The sequence below is a fragment of the Paraconexibacter sp. AEG42_29 genome (assembly GCF_040581415.1).
In the GTDB taxonomy this organism is placed as follows: domain Bacteria; phylum Actinomycetota; class Thermoleophilia; order Solirubrobacterales; family Solirubrobacteraceae; genus Paraconexibacter.
The window spans coordinates 4,402,604-4,421,508 of sequence record NZ_CP114014.1; the positions used below are offsets into that span (position 1 = coordinate 4,402,604).

Sequence of the window (18,905 nt, forward strand, 5' to 3'; positions counted from 1 at the left end):
GACGAACCGAGTCAGCTGCTCACGCGCCGTTTCGGTGGCTCGGTTTGGATTGCGACAGAGCCGTCCAGTACTGCGTCCCCGACAGGAGCCCGTTGATGTCCTTTCCGCTTATCGCCGTTCGTCCGTCGCTCGAATGGTTCGATTTCGCTGAGCATTGCCCGTTCAGCCATCTCTCGCGCGCGGACTCCGAGATCGCGAGTCCGCCGCAGACGCTTGCCAATGAGGAGCTTCGGATCCTTCAGCTGCTGTTTCGCTGCGGAGCGCAGCCTGCTGTCTCGTACGGCGGGGCCGATTCGGCCGATGTCGCGCCTGGCCTCACGATTGTCGGCAGGGAGGCGGGGTGTCCCGAGCCGACCGCGGTCGCCGGGTACCTCGAAACCCTGTCCAGAGCCGGCCTCATCTGGGTGTCGAGCGAGTCGCTGCCTGACTCACGCCGGTACGTCACCCTGGACGACGCCGTCGAGGGGCGTGGCCTGCAGCCTGGGCTGCGCTTCACGATCCGCCTGACGGTGGCCGGCGAGCGCTGGTGCGCCGAGACGTTCGCGTCGCCGCTCGCGCACGCGGCGGTGGCGTAGCGCGATCAGGCGACAGGACGCCATGCGTCAAGGCGGGCGGAGTCGCAGGACCCGGATGTGTCGATCGACCGCGCTGGTTTCGCCGCCGTTCACGCGGGTGGCAGAAGGTCGGGCTCGACCGTGTGGAGCGTCCCAGACCCCAGAGATGGTTCGGCGCTCGACCTGCTGACGCGCCGAGTAGGAGAGCGACCGGCAGGAGCCGTGATCGCGGGCGCTGCGGACGGTGCAGCGCTGACTCCTCGCGAACACCGCAGGATCGCAGAGCTCCTCTACCGCGCTACTGACGAGAATCGGCCGACGCCGACGCTCGAGCTCTATCCGGAGCTCACGGACGCGGACGTCGCCGCGATCGACGCCGCGTCGCTGGCGTACCGAGTCCGGCGCGGAGAGACTGTCATCGGGGCACGGTCCTCAGTGTGCCCCGAGGGCACCACCCGCTTGACCTGGCTCACCGACGCGATGTTCCGGGAGCACCAGACTGACGGGACCTTCACGCATGGTGCGGTCACGGTCCCGTGCTTGGGCTTCGTTCTTCGCCGCGAGGTCACAGGTAGCGCACCTGAGCTTCTGGAGAACGTCAGCTGTGTGCGTGCGTGCCTCGAAGTTCTGCGCCCACCCCCGGACGACCCGCTGCCGCGAGGGGCCTACCTGGCCGACGGCACTGCCACGGTCATCGGTCTCGACGGCGACGAGGTGATCGGGTGTCCGACCGAAGCTGACGTCCGTCGGGCCGAACTGACGGCCGGCGCCGGAAGTTCGACGGGTGCAAGCGGACGGGCCCTGCCGGCCGCGATACAGATGTTCAGCACGCTCCTACAGACCGGCGTGCTCTTGCCTGCGGGATTCATGCTGCTCGCACGCTGCGGCGCGGCTCTCCCCGACGCCAGCCGGCGCCAGGGGACCCGCCCGGAAGCCACGAGTGGGTGGGTCGACATCGCATAGCACTCACCGTCGGAGCGTTTCCAGCAGTTGCAAGGTCGTTCGAGCTGGGGTCGTGGGCAGCTCGGAGAGTGCAGCCTCGCACCTCCTGAACGCCGCGATTACACCGTGTTCGTCTCCGACTGCGCCGGCGATGCGCATCCGCAGCCGCCAGGCCTCTTCTCGGGTGGGGTCGTTTTCCAGCGCGCGCTCGATGAGGTCCGTGGCGCCCGCATAGTCCCCTTCGTCATAGGCGATCTGCGCAGCTTCGTACCGCGCGGTGCCGGCGAGCGCTCGCAGCGTGCGCCGCTCCGCGTCGACCCATGACGAGGTGAGGCCCTCGAGATACTCACCCCGGTCGTAGAGCACGAGCGCATCGGTCGTCGCCTTCAGGCGAGCGGAACCCACCAACAGGGCGGCCGCCGAAACAGATGCACCGAAACGACTTGCGTCGCTCGACAGCGGTGCGCCGACTTCGAGCATGATGGTGCCGTCGCCGACCGTCAGCCCACTCCCTTCGGGGAGCACGAGCTTCAGCTGTCGGATCGCCTGTCTCAGGTAGGCCCGGGTGGACTCGTCGTCGCGTCCCTCGAAGAGCAGGTCGATCAACATCGGGCGCGGGATCACCTCGCCTCGGTGTGCGACGAGGTAGGCGAGGAGCTCGAGGCTCTTGGCGATACGCGGGCGGCGCGGCTCTGCGTCGACCATCAGGGCCGGCGGACCGAAATCACGCAGGTGAAGGACCTCGAAGGTCTGGCCCGAGGTTCCGGCGCGTTGCGCGGTGAGCGCCCGTCCGATCGCGTGCCACGCCGAGTCGGTCGCGGGTTCTGCATCCATCCGCCGCGAGAGCACGGCCGGGAAGTCGCGGATCGCCTGGAGCAGAAGGTGCCGCGAGCCCTGCCTCCGAGCGGCGTCGAGCGCGACATCGGCGGCTTCATCGGCCGCAGCGTCGTTTCCTGCTCGCCACTCGGCCTCGGCGAGGTACACCGCCGCCGTCGCGAGTTCGAGTATGCGGTCGGCGTTTGTCATGCCGTTCACCGCGAGCCGCAGACGCTGCAGCGCCTCGGCGTCCTCGCCGTCGAGCAGGCATGCGAATCCGTGCCACATGTTCCAGACATCGGACACCCAGATGAACTGCTCAGCGGCGTCGGCGGTGATCCCGAGCCCAAGGGCCGCCCGAGCCGCCGCGGTGTCACGATCGACGCGTAGCGCGATCTTCACCTGGCACTCGACGTTGAGCACTTGAAGCGCGTAAGACCCGTTGGCGTCGGCCAGTACCCACCCGCGGCGGGCCGCTTCCCTAGCCTCGTCGATCCGTCCGGCATCGAGGAGGACCTCCGGCCCGACAAAGACGTCGAAGCCGAGGCCTGCTCGTGGACCGCGCTCGTAGAGCTCGAGGGCCTCATCTGTACGACCGAGCGCGCGCAGGGCCGCGGCGCGCCAGGGACGCCCGACCGCATCCGCCCATTCCGACTCGGCCGGCTCGGCCAGCTCCTGGAGCTGACCAAACAGGTACGCCGCTATGAGCGCGAGCGCGTCGATCGGTCCCCCGGTCCTCTGCGGAGCCGGGGCGTCGGGCTCGACCCCGGCGGCGGCGCGTGAGACAGAACGCGCCACCCGCACGAGCGGGTCATCTTGGTCAGCGACCGCTAGGACGCTCTGACTGTCAGCGATCCGCCCGACGTGAAGGTACGCCCATGTGATCAGCGCGGCGGCAGTCGGCGACGCTCGGGCGAGCGGCTCGCGCTCGCCGAGCTCCTGGAGTTGGTCGGCGATGCGGACGGCGCGACGAACGTCGTCTTTCGCCAGCGCGAGCATCAGCTCGGCAGTCGTGAGACGGGGTGCGCTCGCCGGCGCGACGTCGACCAGCGCCGCGAGCCACCGCTCGGCAATCGCATGATCGAGTCGCTCGATCACTCCGACGATCGCGCGCTCGGCCATCGGCACCGCCTCAGCGAGCGCGCCGATCCGCAGCAACTCCTCAGCCGCATCCTCCGCATGACCCTCAGACGCAAGCATGTTCGCGTACGCCAGCCGAAGCGTCCTGACCTCGGCTTCGTCCGCGAGGTCAAGACGCTCCAGGAGGTACTCACGGACGCGCGGGTGGCAACGCATCCCGCCGTCTAGCTCCCAGCTGACCGGAAGATGAGCAGCCCGCAGCGCAGCCAGCCGTTCACCGGGACGGGCGAGTCCCAGCGCAGCGGCCCGCCGGACGGTCACCTCATCGAGGATCGACGTGCGCACGAGGAAGTCACGATCCTCCTGGCCGAGTCCCCGGAGAATGTGAGATGAGAGATATCCATTGAGCGGATCCGCCTCGCCGCCGGCACCGGAGACGTGCTCGTCCGAGCGCCATGCTTCGAACAGGACGCCGGTGACCCAACCACCGGTGGACGTGACAGCGTCCTGCGGCGACACCTCGCTCCGACCCAGGCGCTCGAGGACCGCTGCCGCCTCATCCTCGGTGAAAAGAAGGCCTTCGTCGCCGATGTGTGCGACATCTCCTGGTCCCGGGAGCTCGCACAGGTGCGTCGGGATCTCGCGCCGGCTGATGAGGACGACCCGCAGCGCCGGCGGCGCGTGGCGGATGACGGCCTCGACAACGTCCCACGCCTCGACGCGGTCGCCGAGACGCTCCAGTCCGTCAAGGACCAGCACCAGTGGGGCGTCGCCGATCGAGTCGGCGAGTAACCCGGCAGTCTCGGCGTGCGGCACTAATGCGGCGAGCGCACGCGCGCTGATGCCCTCGAGTTCGGGCAGCTGGCGGACCAGCGCCGCCTCGAGGTACGTGACGAGACGACCGGGCGCCGTGTCTGTCTTGTCGAGCGTCAGCCACGCAATTGGTCGCGCCAGCTCACGAAGACCGGCCACGACCGCCGTCGTCTTGCCGGCCCCCGCGCTCGCCGACACGACAACCACGCGCTCCTCAGCGACCGAGCGGGAGACGAGCGCGTCAAGTCGCGGCCGAGGGACGAAACGATCAGCGATCGACGGGATCCGGATCTTGCCTTGAATGACGGAGAGATCGCCCATCGCCGCGGCTGACACTACTGCGTCGCGCGTGGCCGAAGTGCAGGTACGGCAGGGGCGCGCCGCCGGCCGTTTCGTCGCCGTTCACGACCGCATGCGGCAATCCGCGCATGCCAGACGTCAACGCGCCGTTCGTCCCGCCACGGCCCGTGGTCGCCGGGCATGACGATCGACGACGAGTCGCCGTCGTCGGCGCCGGGCTCTGCGGGCTTACAGCTGCTTACCGTCTGCAACGGCGGGGTTGGGTCGTCGACGTGTTCGAGTCCGAAGATCGCGCCGGCGGGCGGGTTCAGACCGTCCGCGAGCAGGGCTATGCCGTCGACACAGGGGCGACCGCCTTGGCGGCGAGCTACCACGCGTACACGACGCTCGTCGCCGAACTCGGTCTGGAGATCAAACCCGCCGCGCCCTGCATTGGCATCGTCCGTGACGGATCGGTCCACTTGCTGCGCCTCGACCGAATCGTGCGCTCGGGATTGTCGACGCGACTGCTCTCGACCGGCTCCAAGCTGAGGCTCGCGCGGCTGGCGTTTGACGTCGGGCGGGCCAAGCTCCGCGGCCAACTCGACTTCGCGGACATGCGCAAGGCCGCCCCGCTCGACAACGAGAGCTCCCGCGACTACGCGCAGCGGGCACTGAACACGGAGATCGACGCCTACCTCTGCGAGCCGATCGTGCGCACCATGCTCATCGCTAACACCGACAAGGTCAGTCGGGTCGAGCTCTTCTCAGGCGTCGCCAACATCTTCACCACCCAGATCCTCGCGCTCGCCGGCGGGCAGGGAACCATCACCGAACGGCTCGCCGACGAGGTCGGCGTAGCGCTGAACACGCCCGTCGTTTCGATCTCGGAGACCGCCGACCAAGTCGACGTCGAGTTCCGGGAACCCAACGGACGCATGGTCCGTGCGGCGTACGACGCGGCGATCGTGACGTGCCCGTTGCCGATCGCTAGCGAGATCTGCCCCGGGCAACGCGAGCAGCTAGGCCCCCTCGCGCAAGCACTCGGGTACACGCAGTGCATAACGGTCGGGATCGGCACCACCCGCGCTCCCGACTGTCCGGCGTTCCTCGTGCAACTCCCCTCGCGCGAGGACGCCGAGATCGCACTGCTCTTCCTCGATCACAACAAGGCTGCTGACCGCGCCCCGACCGGTCACGGGCTCATTAGCGCGTGCTGGGAAACGGACGCGGCGACCGCAATGTTCGGCGCCACCGATGAGGCGATCGTCGGGCGCACGCTCGAGACCGTTTTCCGAGTCTTCCCGGAGCTTGCAGGCACGGTGGACTTCGTGGAGGTGACGCGCTGGACCCGAGCGCTTCCAAAGACGTCGATCGGCTCCTACAAGCAGATCGGCGAGTTCATGGCAGGTGTCGACCGGTCCTCGCGCGTCCAGTTCGCCGCTGACTACATGTCCGCCGCCGGCCAGAACACCGCGGTCGAGTTCGGAACGCGAGCGGCCAACAGCGTGCACGCGATCAAGCCCAGTCAGACCGTCCGCAGGAGTGCAGCTGTATGAGCGACCCGGCCTCGAGGTGTTCCTCGCTGACAAGAACAACAAGAGGCGCTATCTCCGCACCGGCCCATGGACCTCAGCCTTCACCGACATGCAGCTCAAGACCGTCTTTTCGCAGTGCCCCGGATGAGACAAGTTTGCGAACCGGTTGGTACAGGCTGCTGACCTCGACCTCGAGCTCTTCGGCAAGTTCCTTGACCGTCAGGCCGGGCCGGTCGCGAACGAGCGCCAAGATCTGTTCTGCTCGCGCACCCCGCTTGCTCGGTCGCGTCGACTTCGCTGTCTTCGCCCGCGATGCTTTCCGCTTCGGCGCCGCTTTCGCACTCTTACCGGGCCGACCTATCGGGGATGGGGGCTGAGTGGCGGGGTCGTCTACGGGGGCTACGCTCGGAGCTGGAGCTGGAGCCACGCCCACGGGCGTCGCGTCGGCAAAGGGGGCTGGCGGGATCGACGTCGACGCTCCAACGCCGACGTCGATCCCGCGGCCCCTGAGTTCGTCGACAAGCTCGGCGTACTCGCGAGCAAGAGGCTCGAGTTCGCGGACGCGGGCGATCAGTCGCTGCTCGGCCTGGCGGAACTCATCGAGGATCGTCATACGCGGGACATCTCCAAAGCTTCGATTACAGCGAGCATCGTAGTGTCGCGCGCCGCCCGACACTCTTTGCTGCCTTGCTGGCGATGCAGCCATCAGGCCGTCGGGCGCTAGTGACGGCTTTCGGTGGCATGGTTCCCGCGAGGGCTGAGCCGTCCCGGTTTCACGGAGACTTTGTTGTTGGGTTCCTCTCCGATTCAGGAGGGGAGGGGAAAACGGGACCGTACCGCGTAGAGGGTCTCGAACTCGTCGGGCGGGATGTGGCCGAGGGCGGAGTGCAGGCGGTCGTGGTTGTACCAGCCGACCCACTCCACGACGGCGAGCTCCATCTGCGTGCGTGACTGCCAGACGCGGTCGCGGATCAGCTCAGTCTTGAAGCTGTCCACGAACGACTCGGCCATCGCGTTGTCGTAGGCGTCGCCGGTGCTGCCGACCGATCCGAGGACGTCGTGGTCCTCGAGCGTCTGGGTGAAGTCAAAGCTCGTATATTGCGAGCCCCTGTCCGAATGATGGATAAGTTGTACATCAGCCCCGTGAGGGCGGGTTCCGAGCGCCATCTTCAGCGCGTCGAGCACCAGATCGGTGCGCATGTGGGAGGCAAGCTGCCAGCCGACGATCCGCCGTGAATAGACATCCAGGACGAAGCTGAAGAACCCCACGCCCTCCCACGACTTCAGATACGTGAAGTCCGCCACCCACGTGGCGTTCGGCCGGTCGGCGGTGAACTGCCGGTTGACCAGATCGGGCAGGCCGCTGCCCGCAGGGTCAGCGACCGTGGTCTTCCACGCCTTGCCGCGGCGCTTGGCCCCGACCAGGCCGTCGGCGGCCATCAGCCGCTCAACCCGGCCGCGCCCGACATCCACGCCCTTGCGCGCGAGCGCCTTCCACACGCGCAGCGATCCGTAGCACTCGTAGTTCTTGCGGTGCACCTCGCGGATCCGCTCAAGCAGCACCGCGTCCTCCTGCGCCCGGCTGGACAGCACGCCGGTGGCGCGGTGGTAGAACGCTGAGGGGGAGGTCCCGAGGGTGCGGCAGGTGAGCTCGACGGCGAAGCCGGCCGCCTTCTGCTGGGTGATGAAGGCGCTCACCTCCGCGGGGTCCCGTCGAGCTCCGACGCGAAAAACACGCTCGCCGCCCGGAGGATGTCGTTCTGCCGGCGCAGCTCTTTGACCTCGCGCTCGAGCAGGCTGAGCCGGTCGCGCTCGACGGTGTTCAGCACGTCCTTCCGGGTTCCGGCGTCGGCCTGCGCCAGCCGCACCCAGTTGCGCAGCGACTCCTTGTGCACGTCCAGGTTGCGGGCGATCTGCGCGATCGGCCGCCCGGACTCCAGCACCGTCTTGACTGCCCGCTCACGAAGCTCCGGCGGGTACTGCCTTCCACGAGCCATATGACCTGTTACTTCCTCTCACCAGGCTGAATGCCTGTTTCAGAAGTCTCTGTCGAACCCGGGACGGCTCACGCCGCAACACCCCTCGCGGGTCAGCACCACCTCCGCCGCCTGGAGAATCCGATCGGGGCTGCGCTCGTCCGCGCGTGTGTCCACCTTTTCGGACGCCTCTCTATGGCTGGCTGACTGAGGTGACTGAGACACGTTCTTCTGTCCGAGGTCGAGTTCGCCTTCCTGGCCCTCGGCGTTGGCCGATGTCAGCGCGAGGACCGCGCCGAGCGAACTCGGGATTGTTCGGACGGCTGACCGTTCCGGGCACGCATGATACCCAGACTTCACCGATCGGTGAACACCGTTGGGTCGATGGCGATCGTGCCCGCTTCCGCGTGGCCCGCTCCGCCGACGAGCTGTATCTCGCGGCGCAACCCCTGTTCGTTGGCCCGAAACATGGGCCGCTCCTCTAGGCAGGATTCGAGTCTGCGGCCTGATGGCGCGACGTGGACCGGACCGCCCAGCCGCGCTGTCCCCACGATCCAGCGCACCGCCGGCGCCCTCGATCGCCCCCACCGACAGTCGCGCCACGGCTCGGCGCGCGGGCGTGCCGCCGGGCTGGGGAATGGCGGACCCGTGGCGACACTCGGTGGCGTGCGATGGGATAGGTTCGGCCCTATGCGCATCGTGCAAGCCGGTGGGTGGTTTCCGGATCCGGCGCAACACTCGGTCGAGCCGGAGATGGTGGCACGGGCGGTGGCCGAGGTCGCCGACTACCAGCAGCGCTTCGAGCGTGACCCGGGCCGGGCCCGGGTGAGCCTGGCCGGAGTCCCGCACGCGCTGATCCCGACGGCGATCGTCGCGCGTGATCTGCCGTCTGCGTTGGCGAAGCGCGATGATTCGCAGGCCGTTGCGTTGGTGCTCCATGAGCTCGGCGTCCTGATCGGCCGCACCCACGCGACAGCGTTCTTCGAGGATCGCGGCATCGACGAGGACGACCGCCTGCATCGGGTGTTGACGGGTCCCGCGCACTTCGCATGGGCAGGTTTCGGCGACGTGAACCTCCTGCTGATGGACACGAGCTGGGATGTGGGTTTCGCGGCGCTGTGGGAATCCGTGAGCTCATTCAGCGCGGCCGACGCCGGCAGCCGGGTACGCAGCTGTCACCTCCAGGTCGGGTACGCGTCGGGATGGCTGAGCGAAGCGACCGGACAGACGCTGCACGGGACGGAGATCGCGTGCCGCGCGGAGGGCGCCCATCGCTGCCGCTTCGTCATCGGCCACGAGTCGCGGATCCATGCGCTGGCGCAGGATCCACGCATGCACAAGGACCGCGATCGGTACGACGTCCTCCCGATCCATGCGGTTCGCGCGGACTGACCGCAGGGCGCCGCTCAGGACGCCAGGTCGTCGCGCGCCACCTGCGGTTCGGCCTGGAGGCTCGCCAGCTCGATCACGTGTCTCTCGAGGGCGGCGCGTGCGCCGGGACCGTCGCCGGCCCTCAGCGCGGCAAGCACCCGGACGAGTCCGGAGACGGCATCATCGAGGCCGTGGGCCACTGGGTCCGCCAGGCCTGCCTTGCTGCGGATCGACGCGACCAGACGGTCCAGATGGCGGCTGCTGCCGCCGAGCACCGTGTCCCGGAAGGCCAGATCAGCAGCCTGCACCCCGGCGGCATCGGCGTGCTCGGCGGCGATCGTCGCGCGCCGCAGCATCTCTCCGAGCGCTGAGAGCCGCCCATCGTCCATGTGGTCCGCGGCCCGTTGCGCGGCGAGGCCCTCGAGTGCGCCGAGGATCTCGGTGAGGTCGGCGACATCCTCCCGGGAGTGACCGATGACGCGGACGCCGACCTGCGGCATGCTCTCCACAAGGCCCTCGGCGTGGAGGCGCTTGAGTGCCTCGCCGACCGGCGAGCGGCTCATGTCGAGCTCCTCCGCGAGGGCGTAGGCCGACAGGATCGTGTCGGCCGGCCATCGACCCGCGAGCAGATCCGCACGCAGCGCCTCGTAGGCCGCCTGCGCGCGGCGAGGAGGTTGTCCGGGGGCCGCGCGCATCACCGGGATTCTAAAGGTGACGACGTCGACCGGCCGTCACCGGCCCGGCCGCACGGCCCTCAAGCGGGCGCGGGGGCCGTGGTGTCCGTGAGTCCGCCGGCCTGGGCGAGGCCGCGTACGCCGAGCCCGCCGTCTGACCGCAGCACGGTGCCGGTGACCGTCCGTGCCTGCTCGTTCGACGCGAGGTACACGTAGGCCCCGGCATGGTCCTCAGGTGCGCAGACCACGCCGAGGGGGTTCGATCCGCTGATGAGGCTCTCGATCCCTGGGACGTCGCGAAGGCGCAGGCCGTCCTGACCCAGCGACTTGAGCCCGGGCAGGTCGCTCGGGGTACCGCCGGGGGCGACCGCGTTGACGCGGATCTTCGGCGCGAGCTCGTAAGCGAGTTGCTCCACCAGGCCGCGCACGGCGAACTTCGAGGAGGTGTAGAGGAAGCCGCCTCCGGCGGTGTTGAACGCGGCGTTCGACGCCGTGAGGACGATCGCGCCGTCACGGGCGAGCAGGTGCGGGAGGGCGGCCTTCACTGCGAGCACCATGCCTTTGACGTTGGTCCCGTACAGCTCGTCGAACGCCTCCTCGACGGTCTCCGACGGGACGTCGACGATCGACGCGAAGTAGTCGAAGACGCCGACGCAGGCGACGAGCACGTCCACGCCCCCGAACGCCGTGACCGTCTCGGCGACGGCGCGCTCGTTGTCCGCGCGCGAGGTGGCGTCGCCCAGGACGGCGCACACGCGATCTCCGTGCGCGGCGGCGAGGTCCTGCACGTGGGCGGCCGACCGCTCGAGGACGCCGACCGAGGCCCCCTCGGCGATGAAGCGGTCCACGACGGCCCGCCCGATACCGGCGCCGCCACCCGTGACGAGCACCGTCTTTCCGTTTGCTGCGTTCATCGTCGATCTCCTCGTCGGTCGTGGGTCGTCATCGGGCGTCGTCGGGTGACAGGCCGTCGGGAACGCGGAGCTGCTCGTGGCGGCTCGCGAACCACTCGGCGAACTGCCCGCGTGCGGCGTCGTCGCGGGCGATGTCCGCGAGCAGGCCGAGGACGTTCTCGTCCAGCGAGCAGAGCAGCGACAGCGCGACCGGGTCCAGGACGATGGAGCCGTGGTCGCGCAGCGAGTCGACCCGGAGTCGCGGCCCGTTCGAGGGCGTGTCGTCGAGCGTGAGCCAGATCGTGGCGAACTCGTTGGAGAGCTTCGCGATCGGCTCGGCGGCGTTGGTGTCGCTCATGCGGGGGTGCGGTCGCGGATGGTGCCGCCCCATTCGACGGTGGGCACGTCGCCGAACTGGCGGAGCGCCTCCTCGAGACCCTGGAAGAACTTCAGTGCCGTCGTCAGCGACCCCTGGACCTTGACGGGGCCCGTGACGGCGCGACGGATGCCCATCTCACCAGCGCCGAGCTTTCGCCAGGTCTCCGTCGTCGCGCTGAGGCGGAACCGCGGGTCCCCGTCATCGCGGGCGGGGCCGGCATAGTCGCAGGTGCCGTCCGTCAACAGGTTCAGCTGCACGGGCTCGCGGTCGTCGATGTCCGTGGCGCGCAGCTCGATCAGGCCGCCCATGCCTCGGGTCCCTTCGATGGCGACGGTGTTCGCGTTCCAGAGCTCGCGGTAGTGGGCGATCCACTCGGTGCTCAGCAGCGGAAGTAGCTCGGTCATACGGTCGTCTCCTGGCGATCGAGTTGCAGAAAGGCGCGGACGAGGCGCGCGAACGTCTGGGGGTGCTCGAGCATCGCCCAGTGTCCGCAGCGGCCGATGACGTGGAGGTCTGCGCCCCGGATCCGGTCGAGGAGCCACAGGCTGGCGGCCATCGGGATGATCCGGTCCTCGCGACCATGGACGATCAGCGTCGGATGGCCGATCGCCTTGATCGAGTCCTCGTCGATCGCCAGCTCCTTGAGGAACTCGCCGTCCTCGGAGTGGAACATCGCGTCGAAGGAGCGCTTGCTCACCGGGTCGAGGGCGGCCTGGAGCCGCTGCTCGACGAGCGGGCCGACGTCTCCGAACTGCTCCAGGTCGTAGACGAACGACCGCAGCAGCTCCTCGAGGTTCCCGGTCGTCGGGTCCGAGTAGAAGTTCAGCAGCCGCAGGAGGTCGGGTGAGGGCTTGGTCGGTGGGCCGGCGCTGCCCATCAGCACGAGGCGTCGGACCCGGTCGGGGTGGGCGATCGCGAATCGCAGCGCCAGGGCGCCGCCGAGCGAGTTGCCGACGAGATCGGCCTGCTCGGCGCCGACGTGGTCCATCAGCCCGAGCAGCTGCTCGATCCGCAGGTCCAGCCACGCCTGCGGCCCGTAGACCGGTGGGTCGGGGTGGGTGGTGTTCCCGAAGCCGACGAGATCGGGGGCCAGGACGTCGACCACCTCGCCGAGTGCGGCCAGCGTCGGAGTCCAGTTGGCCTCGGCGCCGGCCCCGGGGCCTCCACCGTGCAGGAGCAACACGCAACCAGGGTTGCCGGCGCCGGCGCGCAGCAGGTGCGTCTCGCCCCCGGGGGTGAGGACACGCTCGGTCGTGATCGTGGCCATGTCAGACGGCTGCCCGAGCGTGGCAGGGTGTCGTCTCGTCGAGCGGCTGGCCGGCGCCGGGCATGTACTCGGGGCCCCACCAGATCAGGCCATCCTGGAGGTCGTGCTCGGTCCACACCACGGTCTCCCAATCGGGGTCGTAGATGTGGTACCCGCCGCTGAACAGCTCCAGGCGATGGCCGGACCCGGGGTCCCGGACGTAGCAGAACGTCGCCTGGCTGATCCCGTGGCGCCCGGGCCCGAGGTCTGGGCGGATCCCGTGTTCGGCGAGGATGTCCATCGCCCGCAGGATGTCCTGGGAGTTGTCCAGGTAGTACGCGATGTGGTGAAAGCGCCCCTGCTGCTGGGCCGGGTCGGCGAGGATGCCGAGGTCATGGACGAGCGACGTGACCGCCATCCAGGTGCCGACCAGCGGCAGCGGCCCGCCGGTCGGCACGATCTCCTCGTTGGCGCGAAAGCCCAGGTTGTCCCGGACCCAGTCGCGGGGCTCCTGCGGATTGGCGCACCAGAGATTCACGTGATCGATCGTGCGAGGGGAGATGCCGCGGGCGTGCGAGCGCGCGGTCTGGTTCTTCAGCCGCGACCGGCGATCCTCCGGCGCCTGCGGGCGGTCGATGTCGAAATAGATCTCGAACGGCCACTCGCCGCCGGGGACGTCGAAGCGGACGGCAGCGCCCTGACCGCGCTCAGCGCCGGCCTCGACAGCCTGCACATCCGCTCCAGCTGCGGCGAGCGCCTGCGCGTAGGCATCGACGTCGGCCTGGGATCCGGCGCGCCACCCGACGTGGTCGACCCCGGCGGGGCCCTCCTTGAGTGAGAGCGAATGGTGCTCGAACTCGCCCCAGGCGCGGAGGAAGACGGTCTCCTCGTGGCGTTCGACCTCCTCGAGGCCGACGACGTCCCGCCAGAACCAGAGCGACTTCTCCATGTCCGGGGTGGTCAGGGCGACGTGCCCGAGTTTCGAGATGGAAGGCATGCGTGAGCTCCTTTAGAACATCAACGAGATGTTGTCGGTCTGGAAGGCGACGTTGTCGAACAGGATGTCCCGCCGCCGGATCTGAAAGGCGCCCTCGGCGACCGGCTTGAGCCGGTCGACGCGCGTCCCGGTGAAGAGGTGCTCGACGGTCTCCAGGCGGCTGCGATAGACCAGGAAGTTCGACTTCGCCTCGATGTCGCCGCCGTCGAGCGGACGGGCCCGGACGTTGGTGATCAGGCGACGTGCCCGGGACGGAGGGATCTCGGCCCAGGCACTGCGCACCTGCAGCCCCTGCACGCGCAGCTCGAGCGACCCGTAGTCGTCGTCGAACATGCACAACCCGCCCTCGCCGACCACATCGTCGGCGCCTTCACGCGTGACGCGCACGGGCGCCCGGTAGGCGCAGTCGAGCGTGAAGAGCGCAAACCACTCGTCGAAACGACGCTCATCCAGCAGCTCCGCCTCGGCGTACAGGAACTGCTCCACGCGGTGGGCCAGCAGCAGTGCTTCGACGTCCGTCGAGGCGGTGACGGCCCCGGACGCGCTCACGTCGTCCCCTCCAGCTGCGCGCCGAGCTCGTCCCAGCTCTCGGACGTCATGAACGAGGTCCAGTGACGGTAGAACTGGCGCTGACAGTGCTCGGACCAGATCCCGCCCGCGGTCCCCGGGACGTCTGCGCCGAGGAACTCGCTCGACGCCCGCTCCTGCCCGAGACCGAGCAGCATGTTGTGCTCCAGGTTGCGCCCGATGTAGCCGCTCATGCCGACCTGACATTCGCGCCAGTTCTCACCGTCGTCCTGCTCCAGCAGGCCGGCCGGACCGAAGGACAGCTCGTACTGCTTGCGCAGCTCGTTCTTCGTGTCTGCGTCCAGTGACGCGTCGACCGCACAGAACTGATGGATCATCGTCAGGCCCGGTCCCCGCGGATGCTGCACGCGGATCAAGCGCAGCATCTCGATGTCCAGCGAAGAGAAGTTCGGGAACGCCGCCGAGTGCCCGAGCGGGATCAGCCGTGCCAGGTCCGGGCCGAGCTCATCCGCGATCCGCGCCCGTTGCTCTTTGAGGATGTAGGTGTTGACGTTGGGCAGCGTCCAGTAGGAGTGCAGCGCGTCTTCGCTGGCCTCGTCGCCCGAGACCGGCCCGGTGAGCTGATGCCCCACGTAGCCCATCCCGGTCGCCAGCTCGTAGCCGGTGCTCTCGATCTGGCCCATGAGACCGAGGTCGGCTGGTCGCTGATGCGCCGACGAGACGTGGTACATGTCGGCGGCGAAGTTCTCGACCGGATGCTTCCAGTTGCACTCGATCGTCCACTTATGGGCGCCGCCGATGATCTCGATGCCCTCGGGGTCGCGGCCGAACGTCAGGTCGAGGATCGTCTTGTACGGCCCCAGGTAGTCGCTCAGCGACGGCGCGTCGGCATCCCAGGTCGCGAAGATCAGGCCCTGGTGCATGGCCAGCTGTGCGACTTCCTTCAGGCCCCATTCGCTCTTGTCCAGGACGCCCTTGTACGCCTCGCGGTAGCGGGGAACGCCGGTGAGCTGCCCGTCGTTGGCGTACGTCCACGAGTGGTAGGGACAGCGGAAGAAGGACGTGTTGCCCTCGTCGGCACGGCAGACGCGCATACCGCGGTGGCGGCAGGCGTTCAGGAAGGCGCGGATGGTGCCGTCGGCGCCGCGGGAGACGATGACCGGGTCCTCACCCATGAAGGTCGTCACGTAATCGCCCGGCGCTTTGAGCTGGCTCGTGTGCGCGAGGTAGAGCCAGCCGCGAGCGAAGACGCGCTCGAGCTCACGTTCGTAGATCTCCCGCTCGACGTAGACACGCCGGCTAATGCGGCCGTTGTCCGCGTCGACGAGTGCGCGAACGTCGATCGGACGAGTCTCTTGTGTGGCCATACCGCTCTCCGGTTCTTGGGGCAACGTGGCCTCAACGCTCCCATCCCGAGACCTCATCTGACAAGATGTCAATTCTGATAATCCGAACACACTTGGATTGACATGTCACTGCAGACCATCCGTCGCGCCGGGGAGTTCCTCGCGCTGTTCACCACTGATGCTCCAGAATGGGGAGTGACAGAGGCGGCGGAGCGCACCCGCCTGCCCAAGACCATCGCCCACGCGCAACTCTCGTCGCTGACGGAGATCGGGTTGCTCCGTCGAACCGCCCAGAACCGCTACCGGCTGGGCTGGCGCATCCTCGACCTCAGCCGTACCCTCGACGCGAGCACGGCCTTCAGGCAGACCGCACGCCCGGTGATGCGGGCGCTCGCCGACTCGACCGGGGAAACCGTCCACCTCGCCATCCTGGAGGACGGCCGCGCGGTGTACGTCGAGAAGATCGAAGGCCGGCACGGCGTGCAGATCGGCGAGTCGCACATCGGCGCTCAACTCCCCGCGCACTGCTCAGGCGTGGGCAAGGTCCTGCTGGCGTTCCGACCCTGGACGGACGTCGAGCGCATCATCCGCGAGCACGGCCTCGCCTCTCGGACACCGCACACGATCACCTCGCCGGACGTCCTGCGCCTTGAGATCACCACCGTGCGCCGCCAGCGACTCGCCTACGACCACGAAGAGGCCGTGCTCGGGATCGCGTGCGTCGCCGCACCGGTCTTCGGTGCGAACGGGCTCATCGCCTGCGCCCTGTCCCTGTCAGCGCCGGCGCCCCGATACGCCGAACGGTCAGAGACCTACCGACAGGCCGTGACCACGGCAGCAACGCGCCTCAGCACGCAGCTCGGGGGCCGTCCGTAGAACGCCGCGCTTCATCATGCCCGCAGCACTCATCGGGCTTCAGCGGCCCGCCGGCCGGGGCGGGCTCTCGGGCTCCGTCATACGGTGGCTGCGCGCCTAGGAGCGCCGCACGCTCGCGCAGCTTGAAGCGCTGCACCTTGCCGGTGAGCGTGCGCGGTAGGGCGTCGACGAACTCCACCACGTGCGGGTACTCGTAGCGTCGCAGGCGCTCCTTGCACAGCGCCCGCAGCTCCGCTGCCAGCTCTTCGTCGCCGTCGCCGTCGCACTCGACGAAGGCGGCTATCCGGCTTGCGTTGTTGATCGTCGTGGCGGTCACGCCAACACCCCGGACGCGGTCGTGCTCGAGCAGCGCGTGCTCCATGTCCACGGGAGAGACCCACAAGCCGCCGACCTTGAACATCTGATCCAGTCGGCCGATGTAGACGAAGTTGCCGTCCTCGCGGCGCTCGTAGCGGTCGCCGGTGGCGAACCAGTCCCCGCGCATCGAGGACTTGGTCTTCTCGTGCTGATGCCAGTAATAGGCCGCACAGGAGTCGCCGCGCACCTCGAGGGCGCCGGTCGCGGCCCCCTGGAGCACGCTTCCGAACTCGTCCACCAGTCGGAGCTCGTAGCCGGGCACGCCCTTGCCGGTCGTTCCGGGCACGATCTCGCCGGGACGATTTGAGCAGTAGATGTGCAGCAGCTCGGTTGATCCGATTCCGTCGACGATCTCGACGCCGAAGCGATCTTTGAACGTCCGAAACGTCTGCGGTGGCAGGGGTTCGGAGGCCGACACGCAGCGCCGCACCGAGGCGAACGCCGCCGGTGCCTCGGGTTCGCGGGCGATCATCCGGTAGACCGCCGGCACCGAGAAGAAGATGGTCGGACGGTGCCGATGCAGCGTTCGCAGGATCGCCTCGGGCTTGGTCGGGCCGTTCATCAGGACCGCGGTGGCGCCGAACCACAATGGGAAAGACAAGCCGTTCCCCAGCCCGTAGGCGTGGAAGAGCTTGGTGGTGGAGAACGTCACGTCGTCCTCGCGCAGCCCGAGGACGTTCGCCGCGTAGGTCTCGCACGTGACCGCGATGTCGTGGTGCAGGTGCACCGCGCCCTTGGGCCGCCCGGTCGATCCGGAGCTATAGAGCCAAAACGCCATGTCGTCGCGATGGGTTGGCCACGCCTCGAGCTCGTCGCTCTGGCCGGCTAGGCCTTCGGCGAGGTTCAGGACCCCCGGCGGGGTGTGGCCGGGCTCCCCCGCGAAGACGTAACGTACGGGCTCGCCGGCGAGTGCGTCCTGGAGCCGCGGGAGCGAGGCCGCATCGGCCACGACGACCTCGGCGTAGGTATCGCTGTGGTAATGACGGAAGTTCTCGCTCTTGTCGAGTCCGCTCACCGGGACCGGAACCGCCCCGATCCGCATCGCTCCGAAGAACATCACCGGGAACGCGATGCTGTCGTCGAGCACCAGGAGCACGCGATCCTCTCGCCTGACCCCGAGACCGCGCAGGAGGTGTCCGGCACGGTTGACCTGCTGCCGCAGCTCCCCGTACGTCAACGTCGTATCGCCGTCGATGTAGGCGGTTTTCGTGGATCGTTCCTCGTGACGATCCACGATCGAGCTGGCGTTCCACCGGTCTGTCTGAATCACGCGCATGGCTTGGTCTCCCCGTTCGTGCTGATCGGCCAGCCCACCTCGCGGTCGGCTCCTGCAGCGTGAGGCGCTGACGGCTGGTGGTCGTCGGCGAAGTCCTCACGGATCGCTTCGAAATACGATTTGCAGACAAGGCACTGCCAGTGGGCGGTGATCATCTGCCCGCCCCACTGACCCACGCGCGTCACCGCGTCCGAGGCGCAGAAGGGACAGTGGAACTCATCGACCGTCATGCTGTCCAGCGGCGTCGCTGCGGGTCCCAGCGCGTCCAGTCGGCCGGCTCGTCGAGCTCGACCTCGGCGCCCTCGGCCGCGAGCCGGTCGGCAAGCCAGTCGAGCACCTGCCGGCGCTGCTCCGCGGGCCCGCAGCTGATCATTCCTGCCTCGACGGCCTCCGCGAACCCGGGGTCGTCGTCGGGGCCGAGCCAGCGGCCCGCGTGCTCCCATGCTTCCGCTAGCCGGCGCAGGAAGCCTTCGCGCTCGGACGAGTCCGTGCGGCACAGGCGCTTCAGCCACGCCTCGGCGTGGACGCGATGTGAGCTCTCCTCCTGAAGGATCTTCTGCGCCCGCTGGGCCATCGGTGCCACGCTCGAGCCGACGCACGATGCGACGAAGGTGGAGAGGACAGCGTCGACGACGACGTTCGCGGCGATGACGGCCGACCAGTCAGCGAGCTCTTCGTCCAGGAGCGCCAGGCAGTGGCCGCGATCGTCGTCGTCGGTGTCCTCCCCGAGCGCCTTGAGCACCGGGTACGTCGACCGGGCGTGCCCGAGCTCGTCCTGGGCCATCGCGGCAGCGGCAACCGCCGCCTCAAGGGCGGGGGCGCTGACGGCCCATTCACCATAACGCTGTCCGAGCGCGGCCTTGTTGTCGGCCAGCGAGCCGACCAGCGAGACCATTGTTCTCGTGGCGGCGTCCGTGGGAACGGTGGTGGTCAACGGTCAGCCTTTCGGTCTTTCGCGGGCGAG

Annotated in this window: 20 protein-coding genes; 5 read left to right on the forward strand and 15 right to left on the reverse strand. The window is 68.6% G+C overall.

The annotated features are described in order from the left end of the window. The first annotated feature begins 95 nt into the window (after positions 1-95). Positions 96-575 carry a hypothetical protein gene (locus DSM112329_RS21345; protein WP_354698576.1) on the forward strand — a complete coding sequence of 160 codons (480 nt, stop codon included), beginning with the start codon at positions 96-98 and terminating at the stop codon, positions 573-575. Between the two features lie 201 nt (positions 576-776). Further along, the gene (locus DSM112329_RS21350) at positions 777-1,517 is read left to right on the forward strand and encodes a hypothetical protein (protein WP_354698577.1); all 741 of its coding nucleotides are present in this window, start codon (positions 777-779) and stop codon (positions 1,515-1,517) included. A 3-nt stretch (positions 1,518-1,520) separates the two neighbouring features. On the opposite strand, the gene DSM112329_RS21355 is transcribed toward DSM112329_RS21350, so the two are convergent. Continuing rightward, positions 1,521-4,526 carry a BTAD domain-containing putative transcriptional regulator gene (locus DSM112329_RS21355; RefSeq protein WP_354698578.1) on the reverse strand — a complete coding sequence of 1,002 codons (3,006 nt, stop codon included), beginning with the start codon at positions 4,524-4,526 and terminating at the stop codon, positions 1,521-1,523. A gap of 107 nt (positions 4,527-4,633) precedes the next feature. Between DSM112329_RS21355 and DSM112329_RS21360 the strand changes: the two genes are divergently transcribed. Beyond that, positions 4,634-6,043 (forward strand): NAD(P)/FAD-dependent oxidoreductase, encoded by a 1,410-nt coding sequence (locus tag DSM112329_RS21360; protein WP_354698579.1) that lies wholly within the window; start codon positions 4,634-4,636, stop codon positions 6,041-6,043. A gap of 73 nt (positions 6,044-6,116) precedes the next feature. Here the strand turns inward: DSM112329_RS21360 and DSM112329_RS21365 are convergent, their stop codons facing one another. The 3 genes from DSM112329_RS21365 to DSM112329_RS21375 form a co-directional block, all read right to left on the reverse strand. Next, positions 6,117-6,635 carry a helix-turn-helix domain-containing protein gene (locus DSM112329_RS21365; protein ID WP_354698580.1) on the reverse strand — a complete coding sequence of 173 codons (519 nt, stop codon included), beginning with the start codon at positions 6,633-6,635 and terminating at the stop codon, positions 6,117-6,119. A gap of 194 nt (positions 6,636-6,829) precedes the next feature. Further along, positions 6,830-7,720 carry an IS3 family transposase gene (locus DSM112329_RS21370; RefSeq protein ID WP_354698581.1) on the reverse strand — a complete coding sequence of 297 codons (891 nt, stop codon included), beginning with the start codon at positions 7,718-7,720 and terminating at the stop codon, positions 6,830-6,832. Then, complete coding sequence (locus tag DSM112329_RS21375) at positions 7,717-8,019, reverse strand: transposase (protein ID WP_354698582.1); 303 nt, start codon at positions 8,017-8,019, stop codon at positions 7,717-7,719. Before DSM112329_RS21375 ends, DSM112329_RS21370 begins: the two co-directional genes overlap by 4 nt. A 669-nt stretch (positions 8,020-8,688) precedes the next feature. Here DSM112329_RS21375 and DSM112329_RS21380 point away from each other — a divergent pair. Beyond that, on the forward strand, positions 8,689-9,390 hold the full coding sequence (locus DSM112329_RS21380) for a 4-vinyl reductase (RefSeq protein ID WP_354698583.1): 702 nt from the start codon (positions 8,689-8,691) through the stop codon (positions 9,388-9,390). A 14-nt stretch (positions 9,391-9,404) separates the two neighbouring features. On the opposite strand, the gene DSM112329_RS21385 is transcribed toward DSM112329_RS21380, so the two are convergent. Genes DSM112329_RS21385 through DSM112329_RS21420 form a run of 8 tightly spaced genes read right to left on the reverse strand, consistent with a single transcriptional unit; the run spans position 9,405 to position 15,453 of the window. After that, a complete protein-coding gene (locus DSM112329_RS21385; RefSeq protein ID WP_354698584.1) occupies positions 9,405-10,064 on the reverse strand; it encodes a GntR family transcriptional regulator in 660 nt (219 codons plus the stop codon). Positions 10,065-10,123: 59 nt separating this feature from the next. Continuing rightward, entirely contained in the window at positions 10,124-10,957 is an 834-nt protein-coding gene (gene hcaB, locus DSM112329_RS21390) for a 3-(cis-5,6-dihydroxycyclohexa-1,3-dien-1-yl)propanoate dehydrogenase (protein ID WP_354698585.1), read from the reverse strand. Positions 10,958-10,985: 28 nt separating this feature from the next. Next, on the reverse strand, positions 10,986-11,294 hold the full coding sequence (locus tag DSM112329_RS21395; RefSeq protein ID WP_354698586.1) for a hypothetical protein: 309 nt from the start codon (positions 11,292-11,294) through the stop codon (positions 10,986-10,988). Further along, positions 11,291-11,719: an SCP2 sterol-binding domain-containing protein gene (locus tag DSM112329_RS21400; protein ID WP_354698587.1), complete on the reverse strand. Its 429-nt coding sequence runs from the start codon at positions 11,717-11,719 to the stop codon at positions 11,291-11,293. The genes DSM112329_RS21395 and DSM112329_RS21400 overlap by 4 nt, the downstream gene beginning before the upstream one ends. Further along, a complete protein-coding gene (locus tag DSM112329_RS21405) occupies positions 11,716-12,582 on the reverse strand; it encodes an alpha/beta hydrolase (RefSeq protein WP_354698588.1) in 867 nt (288 codons plus the stop codon). The genes DSM112329_RS21400 and DSM112329_RS21405 overlap by 4 nt, the downstream gene beginning before the upstream one ends. 1 nt (position 12,583) lies before the next feature. Further along, entirely contained in the window at positions 12,584-13,558 is a 975-nt protein-coding gene (locus tag DSM112329_RS21410) for a VOC family protein (protein WP_354698589.1), read from the reverse strand. 12 nt (positions 13,559-13,570) lie between these two features. After that, positions 13,571-14,107, reverse strand: coding sequence for an aromatic-ring-hydroxylating dioxygenase subunit beta (locus DSM112329_RS21415; protein WP_354698590.1), 537 nt, complete (start codon positions 14,105-14,107; stop codon positions 13,571-13,573). Next, positions 14,104-15,453, reverse strand: a complete 1,350-nt coding sequence (locus tag DSM112329_RS21420; RefSeq protein ID WP_354698591.1) for a Rieske 2Fe-2S domain-containing protein — start codon at positions 15,451-15,453, stop codon at positions 14,104-14,106. The genes DSM112329_RS21415 and DSM112329_RS21420 overlap by 4 nt, the downstream gene beginning before the upstream one ends. A 102-nt stretch (positions 15,454-15,555) precedes the next feature. Here DSM112329_RS21420 and DSM112329_RS21425 point away from each other — a divergent pair, with 102 nt between their 5' ends. Next, positions 15,556-16,308, forward strand: a complete 753-nt coding sequence (locus tag DSM112329_RS21425) for an IclR family transcriptional regulator (protein WP_354698592.1) — start codon at positions 15,556-15,558, stop codon at positions 16,306-16,308. On the opposite strand, the gene DSM112329_RS21430 is transcribed toward DSM112329_RS21425, so the two are convergent. Genes DSM112329_RS21430 through DSM112329_RS21440 form a run of 3 tightly spaced genes read right to left on the reverse strand, consistent with a single transcriptional unit; the run spans position 16,280 to position 18,875 of the window. Beyond that, positions 16,280-17,941, reverse strand: coding sequence for a benzoate-CoA ligase family protein (locus DSM112329_RS21430; protein WP_354698593.1), 1,662 nt, complete (start codon positions 17,939-17,941; stop codon positions 16,280-16,282). The two genes, DSM112329_RS21425 and DSM112329_RS21430, sit on opposite strands and share 29 nt — an antisense overlap. Beyond that, positions 17,932-18,171, reverse strand: coding sequence for a hypothetical protein (locus DSM112329_RS21435; protein ID WP_354698594.1), 240 nt, complete (start codon positions 18,169-18,171; stop codon positions 17,932-17,934). Before DSM112329_RS21435 ends, DSM112329_RS21430 begins: the two co-directional genes overlap by 10 nt. Then, the gene (locus DSM112329_RS21440; RefSeq protein WP_354698595.1) at positions 18,168-18,875 is read right to left on the reverse strand and encodes a Phenylacetic acid catabolic protein; all 708 of its coding nucleotides are present in this window, start codon (positions 18,873-18,875) and stop codon (positions 18,168-18,170) included. The genes DSM112329_RS21435 and DSM112329_RS21440 overlap by 4 nt, the downstream gene beginning before the upstream one ends. Positions 18,876-18,905 lie beyond the last annotated feature (30 nt).